The sequence below is a fragment of the Streptomyces sp. NBC_00210 genome, assembly GCF_045160975.1.
GTDB lineage: Bacteria > Actinomycetota > Actinomycetes > Streptomycetales > Streptomycetaceae > Streptomyces.
Map to the genome: position 1 here is coordinate 909,039 of NZ_CP108120.1, position 19,980 is coordinate 929,018.

20 protein-coding genes are annotated in these 19,980 nt (G+C 70.7%); 5 read left to right on the forward strand and 15 right to left on the reverse strand.

Annotated elements, in window-relative coordinates; translation table 11 throughout:
• Positions 1–11: 11 nt before the first annotated feature.
• The 4 genes from OG729_RS04075 to OG729_RS04090 are packed head-to-tail and all read right to left on the reverse strand — an operon-like array spanning position 12 to position 5,685.
• Positions 12–1,958: an AMP-binding protein gene (locus OG729_RS04075; protein ID WP_405804330.1), complete on the reverse strand. Its 1,947-nt coding sequence runs from the start codon at positions 1,956–1,958 to the stop codon at positions 12–14.
• Entirely contained in the window at positions 1,958–3,130 is a 1,173-nt protein-coding gene (locus OG729_RS04080) for a thiolase family protein (RefSeq protein WP_405804332.1), read from the reverse strand. The genes OG729_RS04075 and OG729_RS04080 overlap by 1 nt, the downstream gene beginning before the upstream one ends.
• 6 nt (positions 3,131–3,136) lie before the next feature.
• On the reverse strand, positions 3,137–4,483 hold the full coding sequence (locus tag OG729_RS04085) for an MFS transporter (protein WP_405804333.1): 1,347 nt from the start codon (positions 4,481–4,483) through the stop codon (positions 3,137–3,139).
• Entirely contained in the window at positions 4,480–5,685 is a 1,206-nt protein-coding gene (locus OG729_RS04090; protein ID WP_405804334.1) for an alpha/beta fold hydrolase, read from the reverse strand. The genes OG729_RS04085 and OG729_RS04090 overlap by 4 nt, the downstream gene beginning before the upstream one ends.
• A 108-nt stretch (positions 5,686–5,793) precedes the next feature.
• Between OG729_RS04090 and OG729_RS04095 the strand changes: the two genes are divergently transcribed.
• Positions 5,794–6,411, forward strand: coding sequence for a TetR/AcrR family transcriptional regulator (locus OG729_RS04095; protein WP_360865396.1), 618 nt, complete (start codon positions 5,794–5,796; stop codon positions 6,409–6,411).
• Between the two features lie 67 nt (positions 6,412–6,478).
• On the opposite strand, the gene OG729_RS04100 is transcribed toward OG729_RS04095, so the two are convergent.
• The gene (locus OG729_RS04100) at positions 6,479–6,919 is read right to left on the reverse strand and encodes a nitroreductase family deazaflavin-dependent oxidoreductase (protein ID WP_405804335.1); all 441 of its coding nucleotides are present in this window, start codon (positions 6,917–6,919) and stop codon (positions 6,479–6,481) included.
• A gap of 74 nt (positions 6,920–6,993) precedes the next feature.
• Positions 6,994–7,560: a dihydrofolate reductase family protein gene (locus tag OG729_RS04105; RefSeq protein WP_405804337.1), complete on the reverse strand. Its 567-nt coding sequence runs from the start codon at positions 7,558–7,560 to the stop codon at positions 6,994–6,996.
• Between the two features lie 148 nt (positions 7,561–7,708).
• Here OG729_RS04105 and OG729_RS04110 point away from each other — a divergent pair, with 148 nt between their 5' ends.
• Positions 7,709–8,065, forward strand: coding sequence for a DUF779 domain-containing protein (locus OG729_RS04110; RefSeq protein WP_405804338.1), 357 nt, complete (start codon positions 7,709–7,711; stop codon positions 8,063–8,065).
• Positions 8,066–8,091: 26 nt separating this feature from the next.
• The gene (locus OG729_RS04115; RefSeq protein WP_405804340.1) at positions 8,092–8,529 is read left to right on the forward strand and encodes a hypothetical protein; all 438 of its coding nucleotides are present in this window, start codon (positions 8,092–8,094) and stop codon (positions 8,527–8,529) included.
• Here OG729_RS04115 and OG729_RS04120 read toward each other — a convergent pair.
• The 6 genes from OG729_RS04120 to OG729_RS04145 form a co-directional block, all read right to left on the reverse strand.
• Positions 8,519–8,713: a hypothetical protein gene (locus tag OG729_RS04120; RefSeq protein WP_360865410.1), complete on the reverse strand. Its 195-nt coding sequence runs from the start codon at positions 8,711–8,713 to the stop codon at positions 8,519–8,521. The two genes, OG729_RS04115 and OG729_RS04120, sit on opposite strands and share 11 nt — an antisense overlap.
• Before the next feature lie 117 nt (positions 8,714–8,830).
• Positions 8,831–9,697, reverse strand: coding sequence for a phosphatidylinositol-specific phospholipase C/glycerophosphodiester phosphodiesterase family protein (locus OG729_RS04125; protein ID WP_405811042.1), 867 nt, complete (start codon positions 9,695–9,697; stop codon positions 8,831–8,833).
• A 194-nt stretch (positions 9,698–9,891) separates the two neighbouring features.
• The gene (locus OG729_RS04130) at positions 9,892–10,971 is read right to left on the reverse strand and encodes an acyl-CoA dehydrogenase family protein (RefSeq protein WP_405804342.1); all 1,080 of its coding nucleotides are present in this window, start codon (positions 10,969–10,971) and stop codon (positions 9,892–9,894) included.
• On the reverse strand, positions 10,968–12,149 hold the full coding sequence (locus tag OG729_RS04135) for an acyl-CoA dehydrogenase family protein (RefSeq protein ID WP_405804343.1): 1,182 nt from the start codon (positions 12,147–12,149) through the stop codon (positions 10,968–10,970). Before OG729_RS04135 ends, OG729_RS04130 begins: the two co-directional genes overlap by 4 nt.
• A complete protein-coding gene (locus tag OG729_RS04140; protein WP_360865417.1) occupies positions 12,146–13,114 on the reverse strand; it encodes an NADPH:quinone oxidoreductase family protein in 969 nt (322 codons plus the stop codon). Before OG729_RS04140 ends, OG729_RS04135 begins: the two co-directional genes overlap by 4 nt.
• A gap of 80 nt (positions 13,115–13,194) precedes the next feature.
• On the reverse strand, positions 13,195–13,779 hold the full coding sequence (locus OG729_RS04145) for an XRE family transcriptional regulator (RefSeq protein ID WP_360865419.1): 585 nt from the start codon (positions 13,777–13,779) through the stop codon (positions 13,195–13,197).
• A 64-nt stretch (positions 13,780–13,843) separates the two neighbouring features.
• Between OG729_RS04145 and OG729_RS04150 the strand changes: the two genes are divergently transcribed.
• Complete coding sequence (locus OG729_RS04150) at positions 13,844–14,785, forward strand: NAD(P)/FAD-dependent oxidoreductase (RefSeq protein WP_405804344.1); 942 nt, start codon at positions 13,844–13,846, stop codon at positions 14,783–14,785.
• A gap of 37 nt (positions 14,786–14,822) precedes the next feature.
• Here OG729_RS04150 and OG729_RS04155 read toward each other — a convergent pair whose 3' ends face one another.
• From OG729_RS04155 to OG729_RS04165, 3 genes are all read right to left on the reverse strand, one after another.
• Entirely contained in the window at positions 14,823–15,557 is a 735-nt protein-coding gene (locus OG729_RS04155; protein ID WP_405804345.1) for a PIG-L deacetylase family protein, read from the reverse strand.
• A 28-nt stretch (positions 15,558–15,585) separates the two neighbouring features.
• Complete coding sequence (locus OG729_RS04160) at positions 15,586–16,884, reverse strand: alpha/beta fold hydrolase (protein ID WP_405804346.1); 1,299 nt, start codon at positions 16,882–16,884, stop codon at positions 15,586–15,588.
• Between the two features lie 176 nt (positions 16,885–17,060).
• Complete coding sequence (locus tag OG729_RS04165; RefSeq protein WP_405804347.1) at positions 17,061–18,512, reverse strand: cellulase family glycosylhydrolase; 1,452 nt, start codon at positions 18,510–18,512, stop codon at positions 17,061–17,063.
• Positions 18,513–18,733: 221 nt separating this feature from the next.
• Between OG729_RS04165 and OG729_RS04170 the strand changes: the two genes are divergently transcribed.
• Entirely contained in the window at positions 18,734–19,978 is a 1,245-nt protein-coding gene (locus tag OG729_RS04170) for a hypothetical protein (RefSeq protein WP_405804349.1), read from the forward strand.
• Positions 19,979–19,980: the final 2 nt, after the last annotated feature.

Genomic DNA, 19,980 nt, shown 5'->3' on the forward strand with positions numbered 1-19,980 from the left:
CGGTGGCGAGGTCAGTGGTCTTCCACGCCGGGGACGGCAGCGCGGAGTGCTTCGAGGCTCCCGGGGTTCACGAGAGTGGACAGATCTCCGGGCGGGAGGCCGGTGACGCAGTCGCGGATCAGCCGCCGCATCACCTTTCCGGTGCGGGTCCTGGGCAGTTCGGGCAGCGCGACCACGCGGCCGGGCCGGAAGGCGTGCCCGAGCGCGTCGGCCACGCGCTCGCGGATCCGTTCGGCGTCAGCCGCATCCAGCGCCCCGTGCGCGGGCACCACGAAGCACCAGACGACTTCCCCCTTGATGTGGTGCGGGACCCCGACGGCCGCGGCCTCGGCCACTGCCGGGTCCCCGAGGACGGCCTCTTCGACCTCGGCAGGCCCGAGCCGCTTGCCCGCCACCTTGATGATGTCGTCCAACCGGCCGTGCAGGAACCACTCGTCGCCGACGCGGGAGGCGAGATCACCGTGGGACCACCGGCCCGGCCGGCGGCTGAAGTACGTACGGGCGAAACGCTCCGGCGCCCGCCACAACCCGCGGGTCATCCCCGGCCAGGAGTGCCGGACCACGAGCTCCCCCAGCTCTCCCCCGGCGACCTCCTCTCCGTCCGCGTCCACGACGGCGGCATCGATGCCCAGGCAGGGGCCGGCGAAGCTGCAGGGCGACTGGGGCACCGTGGGCGAGGAGCCGAGCAGTGAGCCGCCGACCTCCGTGCCTCCGCTGATGTTGATCACGGGGCAGCGCCTGCCGCCGAGTTCGGCGAAGTACCAGTGCCACGCGTCCTCGGTCCAGGGCTCCCCCGTGGAGCCCAGGATCCTCAGCCGGGAGGTGGCTGCCGGGACCACGCCGCGCGCCATCATCGTCCGCGACAGACTGGGCGAACTGCCGAAGACCGTGACCCGCTGGTCGTCGAGCAGCCGCCACAGCCGGGCGGGGTCGGGATGGTCGATCGCGCCTTCGTACGTCAGGACGGATGCGCCCGCCAGGGTGCAGCCGATGGCGACGAGCGGAAACATGATCCAGCCGGGGTCGGTGACCCAGAAGGCCACATCGTCCGGCCGGACGTCGAGGTTGTAGCGGACCTCCGAGCCCACCTGTAACGGAAAGCCGCCGTGGGTGTGGATCGCGCCCTTGGGCCGTCCCGTGGTGCCGGACGTGTGCATGAGGAGGAAGGGGGCGCTGCCGGGGAGCGAGAGCATCTCGGCGGGCTCCGAGGCGGCCAGCCGGTTCCAGGTCGTGGTCGCCGGACGCGCCGAAGACATCCCTTCGATCGAATCGTCGGCCAACTCTCCTGTGACGACGAGATGGCGTACGGCCGGTACCTTCTCCGCCGCGGTACGGGCGACGGCCGCCATGTCGTACCGGGTGCCGCGCCGTGTCGTGGCGGCAGCCGTGACCAGCACCCGCGCCTCTGCGTCGGCGAGCCGTACGGCAAGCGCCTCGGAGCCGAAGCCGGAGAACATCGGCACCAGTACGGCTCCGATCCGGGCGCAGGCGAAGAGCAGCACAAAGGCTTCGGGACCGGGTGGCAGAAAGCCTGCCACCCGGTCCCCTTCCCCCACCCCGAGGCCGCGCAGTCCGGCGGCGATCCGGGCGCTGAGCTGCGCCACCTCGCCGTAGCCGAGCCGGCCCCCGGTCCCGTCCTCGCGCTCCCAGCGCAGTGCGACGGCGTCGGCCCGCCCTTGCCGCACATGGCGTTCGAGGCAGGAGTCGACGAGGTTGGTGCGCCCGCCCGGGAACCAGCGCGTGGTGGCGATGCCGCCGCGGTCGTCGCAGGTGCGCTGGGGGCGGGTGTGCCAGACGATGCCGATGTCACGGGCGGCCCGCGACCAGTACCACTCCGGATCGGCGACAGAACGGGCGTGCAGTTCGCGATAGCCGTCGATGCCGTGGGCGCGGCAGAACGTGGCGACGTTGCTGTGTTCGGTCAACTCACGGCTCGGGGACCAGACATACTCGCCCATCAGGCACCTGCCGGGTTCTCGATCAGTGCGGCGATGCCCTGACCGCCGCCTATGCACAGGGCGATCACCCCGAACTGCCCGCCGTTTCGGCGCAGTTCATGCGCTGCCTTGAGCAGCAGGATGGTGCCCGTGGCGCCGATCGGATGACCGAGCGCGATCGCCCCGCCGTTCGGGTTCACCCGGTCGGGGTCGAGTTTGAGGTCGTCCATCACGGCGAGGACCTGGGCGGCGAAAGCCTCGTTGAGCTCGATCACCGAGATGTCGTCGAGGGTGAGACCGGCGCGCTGCAGCAGCTTTCCGATGGCTCCGGCAGGCGCGAATCCCATGATCTCCGGTTCCAGGGCCGTGACGACCGTGTCGCGCAGCCAGCACAAGGGGACTGCGCCGGGGGCGAGATCGGCACCGCGCATCAGGACCACGGCGGCGGCACCGTCGTTGAGCCCGGCCGAGTTCCCCGCGGTGACCGTGCCGTCCTCGACGAACGCGGGAGCGAGCGCCGCGAGGGTCACTGCCGTCGTGCCGGGGCGCGGGTGTTCGTCCTGCTCGACCGCGCCGTCCGGAGTGATGATGGGCACGATCTGGCCGGCGAACCGCCCCTCCGCGAGAGCCACGGCGGCCCGGCGCTGACTTTCGGCGGCCCATCGGTCCTGGCGGTGCCGGGAGATGGCGAACCGCCCGGCCACGCATTCCCCGGTCAGGCCCATCGGTCCGTGCCCGAACGGGTCGGTGACGAGCGAGATAGTGCCATCGATCCGGGGCTGCCCGAGGAGTTCGTCGGCCGCCCGCTCGCTGTAGTCGAGCAGCGGCTGGCGGGTCATCGACTCGTTGCCGCCGGCCACCATGGTCTCGGCCTCACCGAGGGCGAGCGTCTGCGCGGCCGACCAGACGGCCTGAAGGCCGGATCCGCACAGCCGGTTGACGTTGTAGGCACGGACCTGGACCGGCAGCCCGGCCGCGAGCGCGGCACGCCGGGCGTTGAACGCGTCCGGCCCCACCTGTCCCACACAGCCCATGACCACTTCGTCAACGGCGTGCAGCTCGACGCGCGCGCGAAGGAGCGCTTCCTGGATCACCAGGGCGCCGAGCTGGTGGGCGGGGACGGAACGCAGCGCGCCCTTGTACCGCCCCACGGGCGTACGAGCTCCCTGGACGACGGCGATGTCGGGCAGCATCAGATCTCACTCCTTCGCTGTTGCACGTATCAAGAGGGCGTCCCGGTCGGGCCGGATGAGCAGCATCGACACCACACCGCCGGCGATCAGCAGCAGGGCCGCGACGTCGAATGCCCGCCCGTAGCCGAGCGCCTCGGTCGGCGCCGCATCGATGATCCGGCCGGTGACGTACGGCGCGAGCAGACTCGAAAGGGCGGCCAGTGCGTAGGACAGGCCCAGGGCGGCGCTGCGTCGTCCGGGCGGACAGATGTCCGCGATGGCCGAGTTGGTCAGCGGCGTCTGCCCGTTGCCGGCGGAGAACGCCACTACCAGCAGCGGCAGCAGGAGCACGGCAGGCCCCACCCGGGTGGTCAGCAGCAGACAGGCCCCGGCGAGCAGCGGCAGCACCGCGCCCACCAGGCCCTGGGCGACGCGGGCGGTGCTGCCTCGGCGCAGCAGCCGCTGGGCGAAGGCCCCGGCCGCGAGGACGAGCACAGCCATCGACAGGGCGGGCAACCCGACGATCCCGCTGATCTCCGCATCGCTGAACCCCGCCTGTTCCTCCAGGAACAGCGGCAGCCAGGCGAAGCCGAGGGCCAGGGTCCACATCACGGTGAAGGCGGAGAACGTGGCCCCGAGCCAGGTCCCGCTGGTGACGATGCGCCGGAACGGCGTCTCACCGGCGGGCGCGCGCGGCGCGGCCCCGAACGGGGCATGGTCGGCAGGGGCATCCTCGACCGGGGCGGGGCCGTCGAGGCGAGCGGCGTAGGGCCCGCTTCCGCCGAGCCGCAGCCAGACGATCACCCACACGATCCCGATCCCGCCGAGCAGACCGAACGCGGCGCGCCACCCCAGGGTGTTGCTGACCAGGATGACGAGCGGGGCTGCCACCACGGTGCCGCCCGCGCCCCCGGCGACGACCACGGCGGAGGGCAGCGATCGCTCTTTCTCCGGAAACCAGGTGAACGCCGTGTAGTTGGCCAGCGGATATCCCGGCCCCTCGCCCGCGCCGAGCACCACTCGGGTGGCGATGAGCGCTCCGAAGCCCGCCGCGGGTAGCAGAATCGGCAGCTGCGCCGCGGCCCAGACCAGCGCGAGCGCGGCAAGCAGCGGCCGGGTGCGGATCCGGTCGCCGAGGAAGCCGACCGCGACGGCCGAGAGGCTGAACAGCAGGTAGAAGCTACTGGCGACGGCCCCGAACTCGGTGGCGGTGAGGCCGAGATCGTCCCTGACCGGATCCGCGGTGAGGCCGAGGACTGCCTTGTCCGCCGCGTTGATCACGATGAAGAGCGCCAGGACGACCAGGACGGTACGGGCGCGCCGACGGGTGGCGACGGCCGCGGCGTCGGGGCGGGCATCGGCGTCGAGTGTCATCCGGCGCCCAGCCGCTCGTCCAGCCAGTCGAAGACCTGTTGATGGAAGCGCAGGGCCGCGCCTTCCTGGCAGTGCTCCCCGGCGCCCTCGGCCGCGGAGAAGCGTATGAGCTCCTTCTGCGAGCGCAGTGCGCCGTGGACTCGTTCGGCTTCGCCCTGGAAGACGAGGTCGTTCTCGGCGTCGAGCACGAGCGTCGGGCAGGCGATGCGCTCGGCGACACCGTCGAGTTGGTACGGGGCGCAGGCGCGCAGGGCTTCGGCCGGCGACTTGGCGCCGAAGACCCACATGCCGTGCTGCAGGAACCACCGGGTCTGGGTGTTCTGGGCCATGGTGAGCTGGAGAGGGGGCCCGGCCACGTCGTCGCGGCCGTCCGCGATCCATTCGCCGAGGAACGGTGGCAAGGCCTTCACGAGGAGTTCGTAGAAGTCGTAGATCCCGTTGTGCAGAACGCAGGCGGTGAAGCGCTGTTCGAAGGCGGCGGCCCGGGCGGCGAGAAGTCCGCCCAGGCTCGTGCCGAAGAGCACCAGCTGCGCGGGATCCACCTCGGGCAGGGTCAGCGCGTGGTCCACCACCGGCGTGACCACCTTCTCCCAGTCGGGCCGGAAGATCAGTCCCTGTTCGCGCCGTACCGACTGCTGGCCGGGCCCTTCGAAGGCGAGCACGTTGTACCCCCGGCGCAGTGCGCCCGCGCCGACCATGAAGTAGAGCTCCTCCAGCGTGGAGTCGTACCCGCCGTGGTGGATCAGGGTCGGACGGGGCTCGCCCGAAGGCCCGGAGAGGAACAGATACCCCGGCAGGGTGGTGCCCTCGTACGGGATCTCCTGGCGCTGCGCCGGGATGTCGAGCAGCTCGGCGGCCCGGGCGAAGGTCGTGCGTGACTGACGGGCGAGGCGAGCCGACTCGGGATCGTTGTCCCGGTCCGCCACGCGGAAGAAGTCGGCGGTCCGGTAGTAGTTCGAGGCACGCAGCAGGGCTTCCCGCGCACTCACCCGGTGGCCGGCATTGAGGGCTTCGACGCCGATCCGGTGCAGCCGTTCCGCGGTGGCCGCCCACTCACGGCACCAGGCCGCCTCGTCCCCCTCCGCGATGTTCTGGCATGTGACCAGCACCTCGCCGAGATCGGCGCCCCCGTATGCGGCATGACCCGCCGTCCGCAGGGCCTGGAAGGAGAACGCCTTGTCGTCGAAAAGGAACTTCACCACGGACCCCCCTCTCCCTAGAACGGAACGGAGCCGTTCCGTCTCGTTGGCCGGAACGTACACCTGGCCATGACGGAACGCAACCGTTCCGTTCCGTGTTAATCTTCGATCATGGACACGAGCAGCGACAGCGATCTCGGTCGCCCCCGCACCGGCGCCGCCCTCCTGCGGGAGTCCGTCACCATGACCATCCGTCAGGCGATGTTCGACGAGCTGGCGGAGGCCGGGTACGCCCGTATGTCCATGGAGGCCGTGACCCGCCGCGCGGGCGTCGGCAAGGCCGCGCTCTACCGCCGCTGGCCCTCCAAGGAAGCGATGGTGGTGGGCCTGGTGTCCGAGGCGGCTGCCGAACACATCCCCACGACCACGGACACGGGGTCACTCCGCGGCGATGTCGAGAGGTTCGTCAAAGAGACCATGGACTCTCTGCGGCATCCTCTTGTGGGCAGGATCATCCCTGATCTGCTGGCCGAATCGGCGCGCAACAGCACCCTGCACGAGGCGCTCCATCTGGCGGTTCTCGCACCCCGCCGCGCCGCGGTCTCGATGCTCCTGCACCGGGCGGCGGACCGTGGCGAACTGCCGCCCGACATCGACGAGGGCCTCGCCATCGACCTGTTCGGCGCTCCTTTGTACTTCCGCATGCTGGCCGTCGGCGGGCCGACCGACGACGCGTACGTCAGCCGGCTCACCAACGCCATAGTGGCGGCGATCTCGGCCAGCCACTGACCCGCGCGGCGGGCGTGCCAAGGGCCTTGGACCGGCGTGCCGGTCCAAGGCCCCTCCGCGCTCCGGGCTACTGTGCCGCCGGCTCCAGGACGAACACGGGGATCTCGCGCTCCGTCTTCTTCTGGTACGCGGCGTAGTCGGGATACGCCTCGACCGCGCGCTTCCACCACACGGCCTTCTCGTCCCCGGTCACCTCACGGGCCGTCATGTCCTGGCGCACCGGGCCGTCCTGCAGTTCGACCTGCGGGTCGGCGACCACGTTGTAGTACCAGACGGGATTCTTGGGCGCGCCGCCGAGCGACGCGACCACCGCATAGGCGCCGTCGTGCTCCACGCGCATCAGCGGCGACTTGCGGATCTTGCCGCTCTTTGCGCCCTTGGTGGTGAGGACGATGACGGGCATACCCCGCAGCGTCGTCCCCTTGGCGCCGCCGGAGCTTTCGTACAGCTCGACCTGGTCACGTACCCACTTCTGCGTGCTCGGCTCGTACTCACCCTCAAGAGGCATGGTTTTCTTCCGTCCCATCGTCGATGACTCGTCGTCGAAGACGCTTGCCCCCTCAACGTGCCGGGGCCAGGGAATCATCCCGCCGGGCGCTGATAGCGGAGCAGCACCGTCCGCGAGTCGAAGGTCCGGGACTCCACTAGCTCGAAGGTCAGTCGGTCCATGGACTCCAGAAACAGCCGCCTGCCGCCGCCGAGGACCACCGGGTGCACGACGATGTGGTACTCGTCGACAAGGCCGAGCTCCGTGAGGGCGGCCGGCAGGATCGAGCCGCCGCTGAGCAGCAGATCTTTGCCCGGGCTCTGCTTGAGGGCCGCGACCTCTTCGGCGAGGTTGCCGCGGATCACCCGGACTTCCCCCTCGGGCTGCGGCAGCGACCTGGAGAAGACGATCTTCGGTGTGCGCCGCCAGACGGGTGCGAAGGCGAGGTCGTGCGGATCGTCCGAGATCGCTTCGGCGTTGGGCCAGAAGCCGGACATCATTTCCCAGACCACACGCCCGTAGAGGAAGGTGTCGACGCGTTCGTGGAGCGCGTCGCCGTACGCAGCGAGCTCGGGTCCCAGTACCGGCCAGTCAAAGGCTCCGCCGGGACCGTCGATGTGTCCGTCGAGCGAGGTGTGAACCCAGTGAATGAGCTTTCGCATGGCCGTTCCTCCTGGTGCGCGGTGCGCCCCCGCGGGCGCCTTCACAGGTATGTCGAACGGGATCGCGCCCAATCGACACACCCGCGGAAGAATCTTCCGCGCGGGGGCTGCAACGGCATTGCAACCTCGCCGGTGCTCTGCTGACCGGATGACACAGTCCCCGCGCGTCGAGCTGACCCCGGCCGCCGCCGAACTGCTGCGGCGGCTGCGGGCCGCCCATGGTCCTTTGATGTTCCACCAGTCGGGCGGCTGCTGCGACGGCAGCGCGCCCATGTGCTACCCGGACGGGGAGTTCCGTACGGGCCAGTCCGACGTCCTGCTCGAGAGCCTGTGGGTGGAGGGCGTCGACGAGGCGGTCTCGTTCTGGATGTCCAGGAGCCAGTACGAGCTGTGGAGCCACACCCGGCTCGTCGTCGATGTCGTCGAGGGCCGGGGCAGCGGCTTCTCGCTGGAGGCGCCGGAGGGCGTGCGATTCCTGATCCGGTCCCATGTGGTCGACGGCTGATCAGCCTCGGTCCGAAGGCGTCGAGCATGCCTGACATGCTGGTGGGCGTGAACGCCCCCACCCGCGGCGCTTGGCTGCGCGCCGGAATCAGCCGGAACGGCGGACCACTGCTGGAGAACGAGCACGTGGTCTGGCTTCAGATCGACGCCTACTACGCGGACAGCCGCGGTTTCGCCGGCGTCACGGCGTACGAAGGCGGCGAGGTCCGTTTCCACCATGACGTCGGGGAGCCCGGCGAGGACGTGGGAAGACTCGAGCCCTCGGGCGCCGGGATGGTCGAGACGGGTGTGAACGCGGACGGAAGTACGTTCCGCGAAGTGTGGGCGCCGCTGGCGGACTGCGAAGGTGCCTGCGGATCCTGGCGGGTGGGGACGGCTCAGATCGTCCGCGTCGGCAGACATGTGGTGCACGTGGACGACGACTGCGGCAGCTATTTCGAGCTGCCCGCAGACGTCACGGCCTGAGGCTGCCGACCACGTTGGCGGTGGCAGCAATTCCTTCCTGGATGGTCGGCGCCATGCTCGTGCTCGCGAGATAGAACCCGAGCAGGGCGCAGACCACCGCGTGGGAGAGCTTCAGCCCACCGTTCCGCAGAAAGATCACTGCGAGAACCGTGAGCAGGAGCACCACCGAGATCGAAATGGCCATCGCCAACCTCCTCCGCCGCGCCGGGATTGCGGCATTCGGCGGTCAGTCTGGCGCAGCCGAGGCCCCGTACGGCCGACTGGCGTGTCCGCCGTACGGGTGCTCTCTGCCCGGGCCTGGCTAATGGCCGCGGGAGCGGAGGAAGCGCTCGAGGCCGGCGAGATCATCCGTGTTGATGTGGTCGACGCGGGCGGCGAGCAACTCGCCCCACAGGGCGTCGCGGTCGGGACCGGCCACGTCAGGGGTGGCCCAGAAGCGGACACGCTGACCGTTGCCGTGGGCCTCGTCGACGATCGCATGCAGCTTCTCCCGCTCGGCGGCGGGGAATTGGCCGGTACCGAGCCAGCTGAAGCTCTGCGTCCAGTTGCTGGAGATCAACGGGATGAACGAGGCGGGGGCGGCACTGCCGAGGTCTTCGAGGCGGCCGTCGTAGAACGCGTACCTCACCCTCTGCGCCTCCATGGGCACGCGGGCGGCGCGGTCGCCGGAGATGACCGGGGTGACGGCGCCGAGGCAGACATGCCCGTACGCGTAGCTGCTCAGCATCCGCCGGTAGTGCCGCAGCTGGCGGTCGAGTTCGAGATACGCGGCGATGCCGTCCGTCTTGATGTCGATCAGCAGCTGGACCGGTCGGTGGTAACCACGGTAGACGGAGCCGTGGTTGGCCCTCACTCGGCCGAGCAGCGGGTCGAGGTAGAGCGAGCGCAGGGTGCGGGCCGGGTCGAGGTCCGCCGGTTCATGGGCGACGAGCAGTTCCCCGTCGACGAGGAAGATGTCGGCCTCCACGCTGGTGAAGCCGTGCGACAGGGCGTCGTGCAGGGGCCGTTCATGCAGATAGTCGTTGTGGGCGTGGGCCCGGCGCAGCGGCCGTGGGCCGCTGCGCCCGCCGTTCTTCTCGGCGGCCTGCGCGTAGGCGGGCACGGCGACACTGCCGGCCAGTGCGGCGGCGATGGTGGTGACGGCTCTGCGACGGGTGGTCAGCACGATGGTGCCTCCGGGCTCTGCGGGTCGGGAGGGACATCGGTGAGTATCCGTCCCGGGCAGCCCAATGGGCAGAGCAGCGCGAAGAGTTCGGCCATCCGTCACTTGCGGCTCAGTCGTGACGGACCGTCAGCGTGCATGACATACAACGGCCGCCGCGCCGGTTCTCGGTGCGGCGGCCGGTGAGCCGGCGAGCGCGGCTAGGGAGCCTGCAGGTCGACCAGTTCGGCCAGGGCCTCCTTGTGGCGGCCGGGCGTGCCGAGCGCGATCTCGTCCGACTTGGCGCGCTTGAGGTACAGATGCGCGGGGTGTTCCCAGGTCATGCCGATGCCGGCGTGCAGTTGGACGCACTCCTCGGCAGCGTGCACGGCGACCCGGGAGGTGTACGCCTGCGCGACGGCCACCGCGAGAGCGGCCTCCGGGCTGTCCGTGGCCAGGGCGTCCGCCGCGTTGCGGGCCGCGGCGCGGGCCGAGACGACCTCCAGCCACAGCTGCGCCATACGGTGCTTCAGCGCCTGGAAGGAGCCGATCGGCCGGTTGAACTGGTGGCGCCCGCGGGTGTGACGGACGGTCTCCTCCAGGCACCACTCGGCGAGTCCGAGCTGCTCGGAGGCGAGGAGCCCGGCACCGGTGAGCAGTCCGCGGCGTACGGCCCGCTCGGCGGCCCCCGCATCTGCCAGGCGGGTGGCGGCCGCCCGGTCGCCGAGGGTGACGGCGGCGAGCGGGCGGGTCAGATCGAGTGGGGTCTGTGCATCCACAGTGACGCTTGTCTTCTCGACCGCGTACAGCCCGTCCGACTTCAGCACCAGCAGCACATCGGCAGCGGCAGCGTCCGCCACCCCCGTGATGGTGGATGCGTCAACCGGAAGCGGGCCGTGCGGCGACGTGGACAGTGGCACAGCGAGCACGGCGGTCCTGCGACCGGTCGCAAGCGCGGTCAGCAGCTCGGCGACCTCCGGCGTCTCGGTGTCGAGACCCAGCAGCGTCTCCGTCGCGATCACCGAGCTGGTGAGGTAAGGCGCGGGGGCGACCGCGCGGCCCAGTTCCTCCAGTACCACCGCGGCCTCGCGGTGGCTCGCACCCTGGCCGCCGAGCTTCTCGGGTACGAGCAGACCGGCAGCGCCCATGTCGGAGGCGAGCGCCTTCCACAGCTCGGCGTCGTACGGCGCGCCGTCCTCGGCGCGCACGAGCACGGACGTCGTATCGCTGCGGTCGGTGAGCAGGGAGCGTACGGCGGCGCGCAGGTCGTCCTCGGCCTCGGAGTACAGCAGGTCAGTCATCGCGCGAGATCCTTCCAGGCGACGTCCTTGTCGTTGCGCGGCTCGGAGGGCAGTCCGAGTACGCGTTCCGCGACGATGTTCAGCAGCACTTCGCTCGTACCGCCCTCGATCGAATTGCCCTTGGAGCGCAGATAGCGGTAGCCGGCGTCCCGCCCGGTGAAGTCGACGAATTCGGGGCGGCTCATGGTCCAGTCGCTGTACAACAGGCCTTCCTCGCCCAGCAGTTCCACCTCCAGACCGCTGATCTCCTGGTTGAGGCGGGCGAAGGCGAGCTTCATGCCGCTGCCCTCGGGTCCGGGCTGGCCCGCGGCGAGCTGCTGGCGCAGCCGTTCCCCGGCGAGGCGCGAGACCTCCGCCTCCACCCACAGCGTCAGCAGCCGCTGGTGCAGGTCGTGGGTGCGCACCTCGGGGCGTTCGCGCCAGGTCGCCGAGATCGGGCCGATCATGCCGCCCTCGCGCGGCAGCCGGCTGCCGCCGATGGAGACACGCTCGTTCATCAAGGTGGTCTGGGCGACCTTCCAGCCCTCGCCGATGTCGCCGAGCCGGTGTGCGTCGGGGATGCGCACATCGGTGAGGAAGACCTCGTTGAACTCCGCCTCGCCGGTGATCTGGCGCAGCGGCCGCACCTCGACGCCGGGGTCGGTCATGTCGCAGATGAAGTACGTGATGCCGCGGTGCTTGGGCAGATCAGGGTCGGTGCGGGCGATGAGGATCGCCCAGCGGGCCACATGGGCGCTGGACGTCCACACCTTCTGCCCGTTGATGACCCAGTCGTCGCCGTCCCTGACGGCGCGGGTGCCGAGCGCGGCGAGGTCCGAGCCCGCGCCCGGTTCGCTGAACAGCTGGCACCACACCTCCTCGCCGACCCACAGCGGCCGCAGGAAGCGCTGCTTCACCTCTTCGGAGCCGTACTTGAGGATCGTCGGCGCGGCCATGCCGAGGCCGATACCGATGCGGCCCGGGTCGTTGTCGGGCGCGCCCGCGGCCGTCAGCTCGGCGTCGACGACGGCCTGCAAGGAGCGCGGGACGTCGAGGCCGCCGAGTCCCTTCGGGTAGTGCACCCAGGCGAGCCCGGCATCGAAGCGTGCCTTGAGGAAGTCGGTACGGTCCGTGTCGGCCGGGGGGTGCGCGGCCAGCAACTCCTCGGTACGGCTGCGCAGTTCGGCGGCGTCCGTCATCGGCTCTCTCCTTCCGGAATGACGACCAGGCGGCCTGTGGTGGTGCCGTCGGCGACCCGCTGGACGGCGTCGGCCGCGTCCTTCATGGCGACGCGTCCACTGATCAGCGGCTTGATGGCGCCCTCGGTGGCGAGTCTGGTCAGCTCTTCGTGGCAGCCGAGGATCGCCGCCGGATCCATCTGGTTGTACAGCCCCCAGTGGAGGCCGACGATCGAGTAGTTCTTCACCAGGGCGTGGTTGAGGCCAGGGCTGGGGATGGTGCCGCTGGCGAAGCCGACGATCACGATCCGGCCCTCGAAGGCGATGCACTTCACGGACTTGGCGTAGGCGTCGCCGCCGACCGGGTCGTAGACGACGTCCGCGCCGCGGCCGCCGGTGGCCGCCTTGACCGCGGCGACGATGTCGTCCTCGCGGCGGTCGATGACGACGTCGCAGCCGAGCTCCCGTGCGGTGCGCGCCTTGTCCGCGCCGCCGACGACGCCGATGACGCGTGCGCCGGCCGCCTTGCCGAGCTGGACGGCCGCGCTGCCGACGCCGCCCGCCGCAGCGTGCACGAGCAGCGTCTCGCCCGCCTGGAGGTGCGCGCGACGGTGCAGCCCGAACCAGCCCGTCTGGTAGCCGATGTGCAGGGCGGCCGCCTCGGCGTCGTCGAGGGCCTCGGGCGCGGGCAGCACCGCTGCGGCGTCAGCGACGACATAGTCGGCGAGTCCGCCGTTCGGCAGCGCGGGGTTGGTGATCACCCGGCGGCCGTCCTCGGTCTCGCCGCAGATCTCCACGCCCGGCGTGAACGGCAGCGGCGGTCGCACCTGGTACTGGCCGCGGCAGAGCAACGCGTCGGGGAAGTTGATGTTCGCGGCTCGGACCTTCAGCAGCAGCTGACCCTCGCCGGGCGTGGGCCGGTCCACCTCTTCGAGCCGCATCACCTCGCCCGGCTCGCCGTTCTGGTGCACTCGCCATGCCTGCATTTCAGGGCCTCCACAAACCGTAGGCAGTACCACGCTGCGACGCATACTAAGCGGTCGCTTGCTCATCGGGAAGACCCCTCTCAGCCGCGCTTGGGTCTCGCCCGCACATGCATCCGCTCGCCCTGCGGGCCGAACAGGCTCAGGAATTCCACCGGCTCCTCGCCCGCGGGGCCGAACCCGTGCGGGACACGCGTGTCGAACTCCGCGGCCTCCCCCGCACCCAGCACCACGTCGTGATCGCCGAGCAGCAGCCGCAGCCGACCGGACAGCACATACAGCCATTCGTACCCCTCGTGCGTCCGCTGCTCGAGCTCGCCGCCGCCGGGCTGCTCCACCACTTTGTACGCCTGGAGGCCGCCCGGCTGGCGGGTGAGCGGCAGCATCGTCCTGCCGTGGCGGACGATCGGCTTCGCCCGCACCCGCGGATCACCGACGGGCGGCGCGCCGACCAGCTCGTCGAGCGGCACCTGATGGGCCCGGGCGATGGGCAGCAGCAGCTCAAGACTGGGCTTCCGGCCGCCCGACTCCAGCCGGGACAGGGTGCTCACGGAGATCCCGGTCACCTCCGAGAGCTGGCCGAGCGTGGCCCCGCGCTCCCGTCTGATCCTGCGCAGCCGCGGTCCCACCTCGTTCAGTACGGCATCGAGCCGTGCGTCCTCATCCATACCTCCATTGCAGAAACGGCAAGGAAGTTTGTCAATCACGCGAGGCCGGGGCGAGAGTCCGGGCATGGACAAGAACGCATACGACGTAGTGGTGGTCGGCGGCGGTACGGCGGGGCTCAGCGCCGCCCTGATCCTCGGCCGCTCCAGGCGGCGGACCCTGGTGGTCGACGCGGGCGAGCCCCGCAACGCCCCGACCGCGCACATGCACGGCTATCTGTCCCGTGACGGCATGAGCCCGGCCACGTTCCTGGAGGTCGGACGGCGCGAAGTCGCTTCGTACGGAGTGGAGTTGGCCGAGGACCGGGTGTCGGGCGCGGTCCCGGACGGCGCGGACGGATTCCATGTGCGGCTCGCGGGCGGACGCACGGTCCATGCGCGGCGGCTGGTCGTGACGACCGGGCTCGTCGACGAGCTGCCGGACATCGCGGGGGTCGCCGAGCGCTGGGGCCGGGATGTGCTGCACTGCCCGTACTGCGACGGCTGGGAGGTCCGGGGCCGCCCGTTCGGGGTGATCGCTTCGCCGGTCGCGGGCGCGCACCAGGCACTGCTCTTGTCGCACTGGTCCAGCGACGTCACGCTCTTCCTGCACACCGTTCAGACCCTGTCGGACGAGGACGGGCGGCGGCTGGCCGCGGCGAACATTGTGGTCGTGACCGGGGAGGTGGCCGGGCTGGCGGTCGAGGCGGACCGCCTGACGGGCGTCCGGATGGCCGACGGCCGGATCATCGAGCGGTCCGTGCTCTTCGTGGCGCCGCGCTTCACTCCCCGGGACGGGCTGCTGACCGCGCTCGGCGCCGAGACGAACGAGACGCCCTTCGGCCCGTACGTCTCGGTCGACGCGACCGGGCGGACCAGCGTGCCCGGGGTGTGGGCGGCGGGCAATGCGGTCGGCCCGGCCGAGCAGGTGGTCAATGCCGCAAGCGCCGGCTACCGGGCCGGGGCGACCATCAACAACGAACTCGTCATGGCTGATCTGGACAGGGCGGCCGCCGCGCTCAGCCGATGACGACGATCCATCGGACCGCTGGCCGCCGTCCCGTCGGTCAGCGGCCGAACAGCTCGAAGGTGACGGCGGGCCGGCCGCCGAAGCGCTCGGCGGCGCCCTGGGCGTATCCGGTGAGGAAGGTCCGGCAGTACTTCTCCGGGTCCTGGTCCGTCAGCGCCTCGATATAGCTGCGGTGCTCCAGCAGCGAGCTGATGGAACGCTCGAGGCCTGCCGTCGCGTCGACCGCGTGGGTGGGCGTGGTGGAGCCCGCAACCGCCACCCAGCGCACCCCGTTCCACGGCTGAAGACCCTGCTCGGAGATGAGCTCGGGAAAGATCCAGCGGTTTCCGGCGTCCGCGGCCGCGTCCAGCGTCGCGCGGCCGACGGCCCGGTGGTCCGGGGTGTTCCAGGCGGTACCGCCCCAGGTGTCACGGTGGTTGAGCGTGATCACCAGCTCGGGGCGGTACCGGCGGATCGCGGCGGCGATGTCCCGGCGCAGCCCGGTGCCGTACTCGACCACGCCGTCCTTGTGGTCGAGGAACTCCACCGTCGACACGCCGACGACCGCCGCGCTCGCCCGCTGCTCCTGCTCGCGCAGCGCGGCGCAGGTGGCCGGTTCGATGGTGTCGATGCCCGCCTCACCGCGGGTGGCGAGGAGGTACGAGACCTCCCGGCCGTCGTCGGTCCATCCTGCGACTGCCGCCGCGCAGCCGTACTCGAGGTCGTCGGGGTGGGCGACGACGGCAAGCGCGCGCTGCCAGTCGTCGGGCATGGGCTGAAGCTGCTCGGTCATCTGCGCAGGATAGAGCGGTGACTGAGTGTCAGGCCTCCCCGCGGGCGAGGGAGAGCAGCCGGTCGAGCACCCGCGGACCGCCCGCGCGCACCCCGTCGTGCTCGTACTCGTCGGTGATCCAGGTGCGCAGTCCGCGGATGGCCCGCGCGGTGTCCAGCGAGTGCTGCGTGTCGACATACATGTCGTCGTGGTAGACGGCGGCGGCGACGGGCACCCCGTTGGCGGCGAGCCGCGCGGGGTCGTACAGCGGAGTCCAGTCGCTGCGGGCGGCGAGGATGTCGGCGGCCTCTTGCAGCGGGCGCAGGGCGGGGTCCACGTCGAAGTGCCAGGGGTGGACGGTCTCGCCGGTGAACAGCAGCGGCTCGTCACCGTTCAGCGCGGCGGCGGCGTCGAACTGCGGGAACTCGGCCCGGACCCGCTCGGCTGCCCACGCGGTCGGCTCGGCGCCCTGGGCGTAGATCGCCTCGTGCAGCACGGCATACAACGGATGTGCCGCGTACGAGAGCGTGGCGCGCACGGACTCCTGGAAGGCATCGGAGAGTTCATGCCCTCCCCCCGTGCGTACGAAGGCGTTCTCGAGAAGATAGTGCAGCTGGTGGCTGCCGTCCCCGCCGCCGAGCAGGATGCCGAGGGACTGGAAGGCTTCGGTGGTGAGTGTGTAGTCGCCGGGCAGCACGGTCTTGTGCTCGGCGAGGTGCGCGGCGATGCGGCGCGCCCGTCGCACATCCTGCGGGTAGCGGTCGTAGTGCGCCTCGACCTTGCGCTGCATACGCGGGTACGCGGCCCGGTAGACGTCGTCCGCGTGGCCGCCGAGGGCGGGCAGACCGCCGGTGATGATCACCGTGCGCAGGCCTTCGGGGGCGGTCGAGAGATAGTGGGTGGCGCAGAATCCGCCGAAGCTCTGACCCAGTACGGTCCAGGGCGCGCCGCCGGTGAGCTGGGGCCTGATGGTCTCGCAGTCGCGCACGATGCTGTCGGCCCGGAAGTGGGCGAGGTGCTCGGACTGTGCCTGTGCTCCGCCCCGCTGGGGCAGGGTCTGGCGGTTCTGCGGGGTCGAGCGACCGGTGCCGCGCTGGTCGAGGAGGAGTACGCGGTACTCCTGAACGGCGCGTCCCAGCCAGGCCTGCTTGCCGTGGAAACGGCGGGCGCCGAAGCCGGGTCCGCCCTCCAGATAGACCAGCCAGGGCAGATCGGCGCCGGCCCGTTCGCTCGCGACGATCTCGCGGCCGTACAGCTCGATCTGCTCCCCCGCCGGGACGGCGTGGTCGAGCGGGACGGTGAAGCGCCGGTCGGTGAGAACGATTCCCGGCTGGCGGTAGCTGGTCACTGCTGCTCCTGTTCTGTACGTCCCCGTCCGCCCATGGGATCACATGGGCGGACGGGGAGCGTACGGAGCCCGGCAACGAACGAATCCGGGCGAGGAACCGGGCAGGATCAGCCGTGCATCGGCCGTGCATCGGCCGTGCATCGGCAGGGCATCGGCAGGGCATCGGCAGGGCAGGGTCAGCCGGTCGGGAAGTCGTCCGGGGTCCTGGTCCGGTCGCGGACCCAGACACCGGCGGGCTTGAGCGGCCCGGTGCCGGTCCAGGGGCCGTTCCTGTCGCAGGTGCCGCCCTTGAAGACGGCGCCGGAGCGTTCGTCGTCGGAGTAGTTCCAGTTGGACCAGCTGATCTTCTTGCTCGCCATCAGATCGAGATACTGCTGGGACCTGCTGAAGTTGTTGCCTCCGTCTCCGGATGCGGTCTGGGTCCCGAACTCCGTGACGAACATGGGGAGTTTGTCGGCGGCTCGGGAGAGGGTGCTCAGGTACTCGGTGCCGTGCGAGGCCGCATAGAAGTGGAAGGTGTACATGATGTTGGTCGCCTTGACCGGGTTGTTCACGATCTCGGTCTCGTCCGCGTCCTCGGAGACACCGAGCGAGGACCAGGCGCGGGTGCCGACGAGGATCGGGGTGTCCGGGTCGTTCTGCCGGATCACCGGGATCAGCTGCTCGGCGTAACTCTTGATCTTCGACCAGCTCACGCCACTGGGCTCATTGGCGATCTCGTACAGCAGGTTGTTCTTGTTGGTGTGCCGCTGCGCGATCTCGGTGAAGAAGGTCTTGGCGCGGGAGAGGTTGTGGTTCGGGTCGCCGGGGCTGAGCATGTGCCAGTCGACGATGGCGTACATACCGCGCGCGGTGGCCTGCTCGATGATCGAGTGGACCAGGTCCGTGAACTTGCGCGGGTTGGTCTCGTAGCCGCCCTCCTGGATGTACATGGAGATGCGCAGTACGTCGGCGTTCCAGTCGGTGGCCAGGGCGTCGAGCGAGCCGGAGGTCACGCACTGGCTGTACCACTGCAGACCGTGGGTGCTCATGCCGCGCAGCTGGACGGGCTTGCCGTACTGGTTGCAGAGCTTGGTGCCGCAGACCTCCAGCTGTCCGTTGATCTCGACGGGGGTCTTGCCGCCGGGGCCGGGTCCCGGCCCGCCCGCGTCGATGGCGAGATGGTCCACGTTGGGACCGCCGTTGGCGGTGGTGGCGGTGGCCCGGATGGTGTTGGCACCGGCCTTGAGACCGGCGGTGACGGTGGTCGTCGCCCAGGAGGTCCAGGCGCCGGTGCCGGGGAAGGCGCGGGCCGGGGCGGTGACGGCGCCGTTGACGGTGATGTCCATCGGCCGGTTGACGGTGGTGCCGTTGGCGTAGCGGATGGTCAGCGACGCGGTGCCGGCCTGGGCTGCGTCGACCGTCCACTCGACATAACTGCCGGTGGTGTTGTTGTAGTTGACGAAGCCGGTGCCGGTGAAGCCCGTGTGGTTGGACTCCACGACACCTTGCGAGATGACCGCGTTCTCGGCCTCGTGGGTGACGGCGGCGGCCGGGGCCGGTGGTGCGGCGATGAGGCCGAGGAGCAGAGCGGTGACGGCTGTGCCGACGCCGCCGAGCGAGCGTAACCAGAACTGAGCCCGTCTCATGGGATCTCCATTGGCTGGGAGGACTGGGGACGGTGGACGACCAACTACGGACAATGAACTGAAAGGAAACTTTCCTAACCGAATGGAATAGCAGCGTCCGCACCGCCCGGCAAGGCTCATCACCACAATCAGCGGCGGCCGCGTCGAGTTCGACTCGGCGGCACACGCGTGAAGTGGCCTTCAGGCAGGGGCAGTCACTGGAGTCGGCTACGGTGCTGGGTGTGGTGATCACCGGAGGGGACTCAGCGGCGCCGGGAACCGCGCTGCTGATTGCGGCCGCGCCGGTCGGCAAGGGGCGTCTCGTCGACGCGAGTTCCGTGCTGCCCGCGCTCGCCGCGGTCCCGCCAAGCGCGCTGACCGGCACACCGGCGGCGACGGTGGTCGAACTCGCCGATCCTCTCGATCCGCAGACCGTCCTCACCCGCATCCGGGCGGCCGCGGCGGCGGAGGGACCGCTGTTCCTGTACATCGCGGGTCAGCTCCAACTGGACCGCAAACAGCGTCTGTTGCACCTCGCACTCGCCCGGACCACGCCGGCGACCATGCGCTATACGGCGCTTCCCTGGCACTGGGTCGCCGCCGAAGCGGCGATCCGGCGTCCCGGCACGACGACGGTGGTCGTCGATCTGGCGGCCGATGCCGAGGCATGGCGGTACGTCGCATCGAAGGGGCTTGCACTCGGTCCCGGCGTCCGGGTCTACGGGCGTGTCGTCCCCGTCACGCAACGGCGGGACGCGGCGATTCCCGACTATCTGAAGGCATACGCGACAATCTGGCGCAGCGGCGCGCGGCCGGCCCTGGCGACACTGCACGAACAGGCGTCGGCACGGGCGGGCACGGAGGAGTCGCTGCTACTGGCGATCGACGCGCCATCGGCGGCGCGGGTCGCGCCGGCGATGGCGGGGCAGGTGACGCCCACCCCCGCGCAGGCCCCTGCACATGCCCAGGCTCGCGCAGCACAAGCCGCGCCCGCGGCCCGGCAAAGCGCGGCCGCCCCGCCGCAGTTCGATACCGCCGTGCAAGCCACTCCCCCGGTCGACGACCCCCACCCCGCGATTCTCGCCGCCGCGCAGGCCGGGCGGCATGCCGAGGCCGCCGCCGCGGCGGCTGCCTGGGAGCAGCAGGAGTTGCGGGTCCACGGGCCCGGCTCCGTGCAGGCCATTCACTGGCTGGAAGTGCGGGCCGATCTCGCCCGGCTGGCCCGCGATCCGCGACTCAGCTGCGAGTTGTGGATGGCTGCCGCCGATGCCCGGCTGGCCCGTCAGCAGTCGTCCGACGATCCCGACGTCGAGGGCGCCGTCGACCGCGCCCATCACCAGTGGGAGCAGATCCGGGATCCCGAGCGGGCGCGGACGCTGGCACCACTGCTCGTCAGGCTGCGGCGCAGCGTTCCGGGTCGGCAGCGCGGGGCGCTTCAGGTGCTGCAACGGCGACTGGAGAGCCTGCACTCGGGCCGTCCGGCGTAGGG

Bases quoted from the DNA above. Each gene is read 5' to 3' on its own strand.
- OG729_RS04075 (WP_405804330.1), bottom strand. From the start codon at position 1,958: ATGGGCGAGTATGTCTGGTCCCCGAGCCGTGAGTTGACCGAACACAGC.
- OG729_RS04080 (WP_405804332.1), bottom strand. From the start codon at position 3,130: ATGCTGCCCGACATCGCCGTCGTCCAGGGAGCTCGTACGCCCGTGGGG.
- OG729_RS04085 (WP_405804333.1), bottom strand. From the start codon at position 4,483: ATGACACTCGACGCCGATGCCCGCCCCGACGCCGCGGCCGTCGCCACC.
- OG729_RS04095 (WP_360865396.1), top strand. From the start codon at position 5,794: ATGGACACGAGCAGCGACAGCGATCTCGGTCGCCCCCGCACCGGCGCC.
- OG729_RS04100 (WP_405804335.1), bottom strand. From the start codon at position 6,919: ATGCCTCTTGAGGGTGAGTACGAGCCGAGCACGCAGAAGTGGGTACGT.
- OG729_RS04105 (WP_405804337.1), bottom strand. From the start codon at position 7,560: ATGCGAAAGCTCATTCACTGGGTTCACACCTCGCTCGACGGACACATC.
- OG729_RS04110 (WP_405804338.1), top strand. From the start codon at position 7,709: ATGACACAGTCCCCGCGCGTCGAGCTGACCCCGGCCGCCGCCGAACTG.
- OG729_RS04115 (WP_405804340.1), top strand. From the start codon at position 8,092: ATGCCTGACATGCTGGTGGGCGTGAACGCCCCCACCCGCGGCGCTTGG.
- OG729_RS04120 (WP_360865410.1), bottom strand. From the start codon at position 8,713: ATGGCCATTTCGATCTCGGTGGTGCTCCTGCTCACGGTTCTCGCAGTG.
- OG729_RS04130 (WP_405804342.1), bottom strand. From the start codon at position 10,971: ATGACTGACCTGCTGTACTCCGAGGCCGAGGACGACCTGCGCGCCGCC.
- OG729_RS04135 (WP_405804343.1), bottom strand. From the start codon at position 12,149: ATGACGGACGCCGCCGAACTGCGCAGCCGTACCGAGGAGTTGCTGGCC.
- OG729_RS04140 (WP_360865417.1), bottom strand. From the start codon at position 13,114: ATGCAGGCATGGCGAGTGCACCAGAACGGCGAGCCGGGCGAGGTGATG.
- OG729_RS04145 (WP_360865419.1), bottom strand. From the start codon at position 13,779: ATGGATGAGGACGCACGGCTCGATGCCGTACTGAACGAGGTGGGACCG.
- OG729_RS04150 (WP_405804344.1), top strand. From the start codon at position 13,844: ATGGACAAGAACGCATACGACGTAGTGGTGGTCGGCGGCGGTACGGCG.
- OG729_RS04155 (WP_405804345.1), bottom strand. From the start codon at position 15,557: ATGACCGAGCAGCTTCAGCCCATGCCCGACGACTGGCAGCGCGCGCTT.
- OG729_RS04165 (WP_405804347.1), bottom strand. From the start codon at position 18,512: ATGAGACGGGCTCAGTTCTGGTTACGCTCGCTCGGCGGCGTCGGCACA.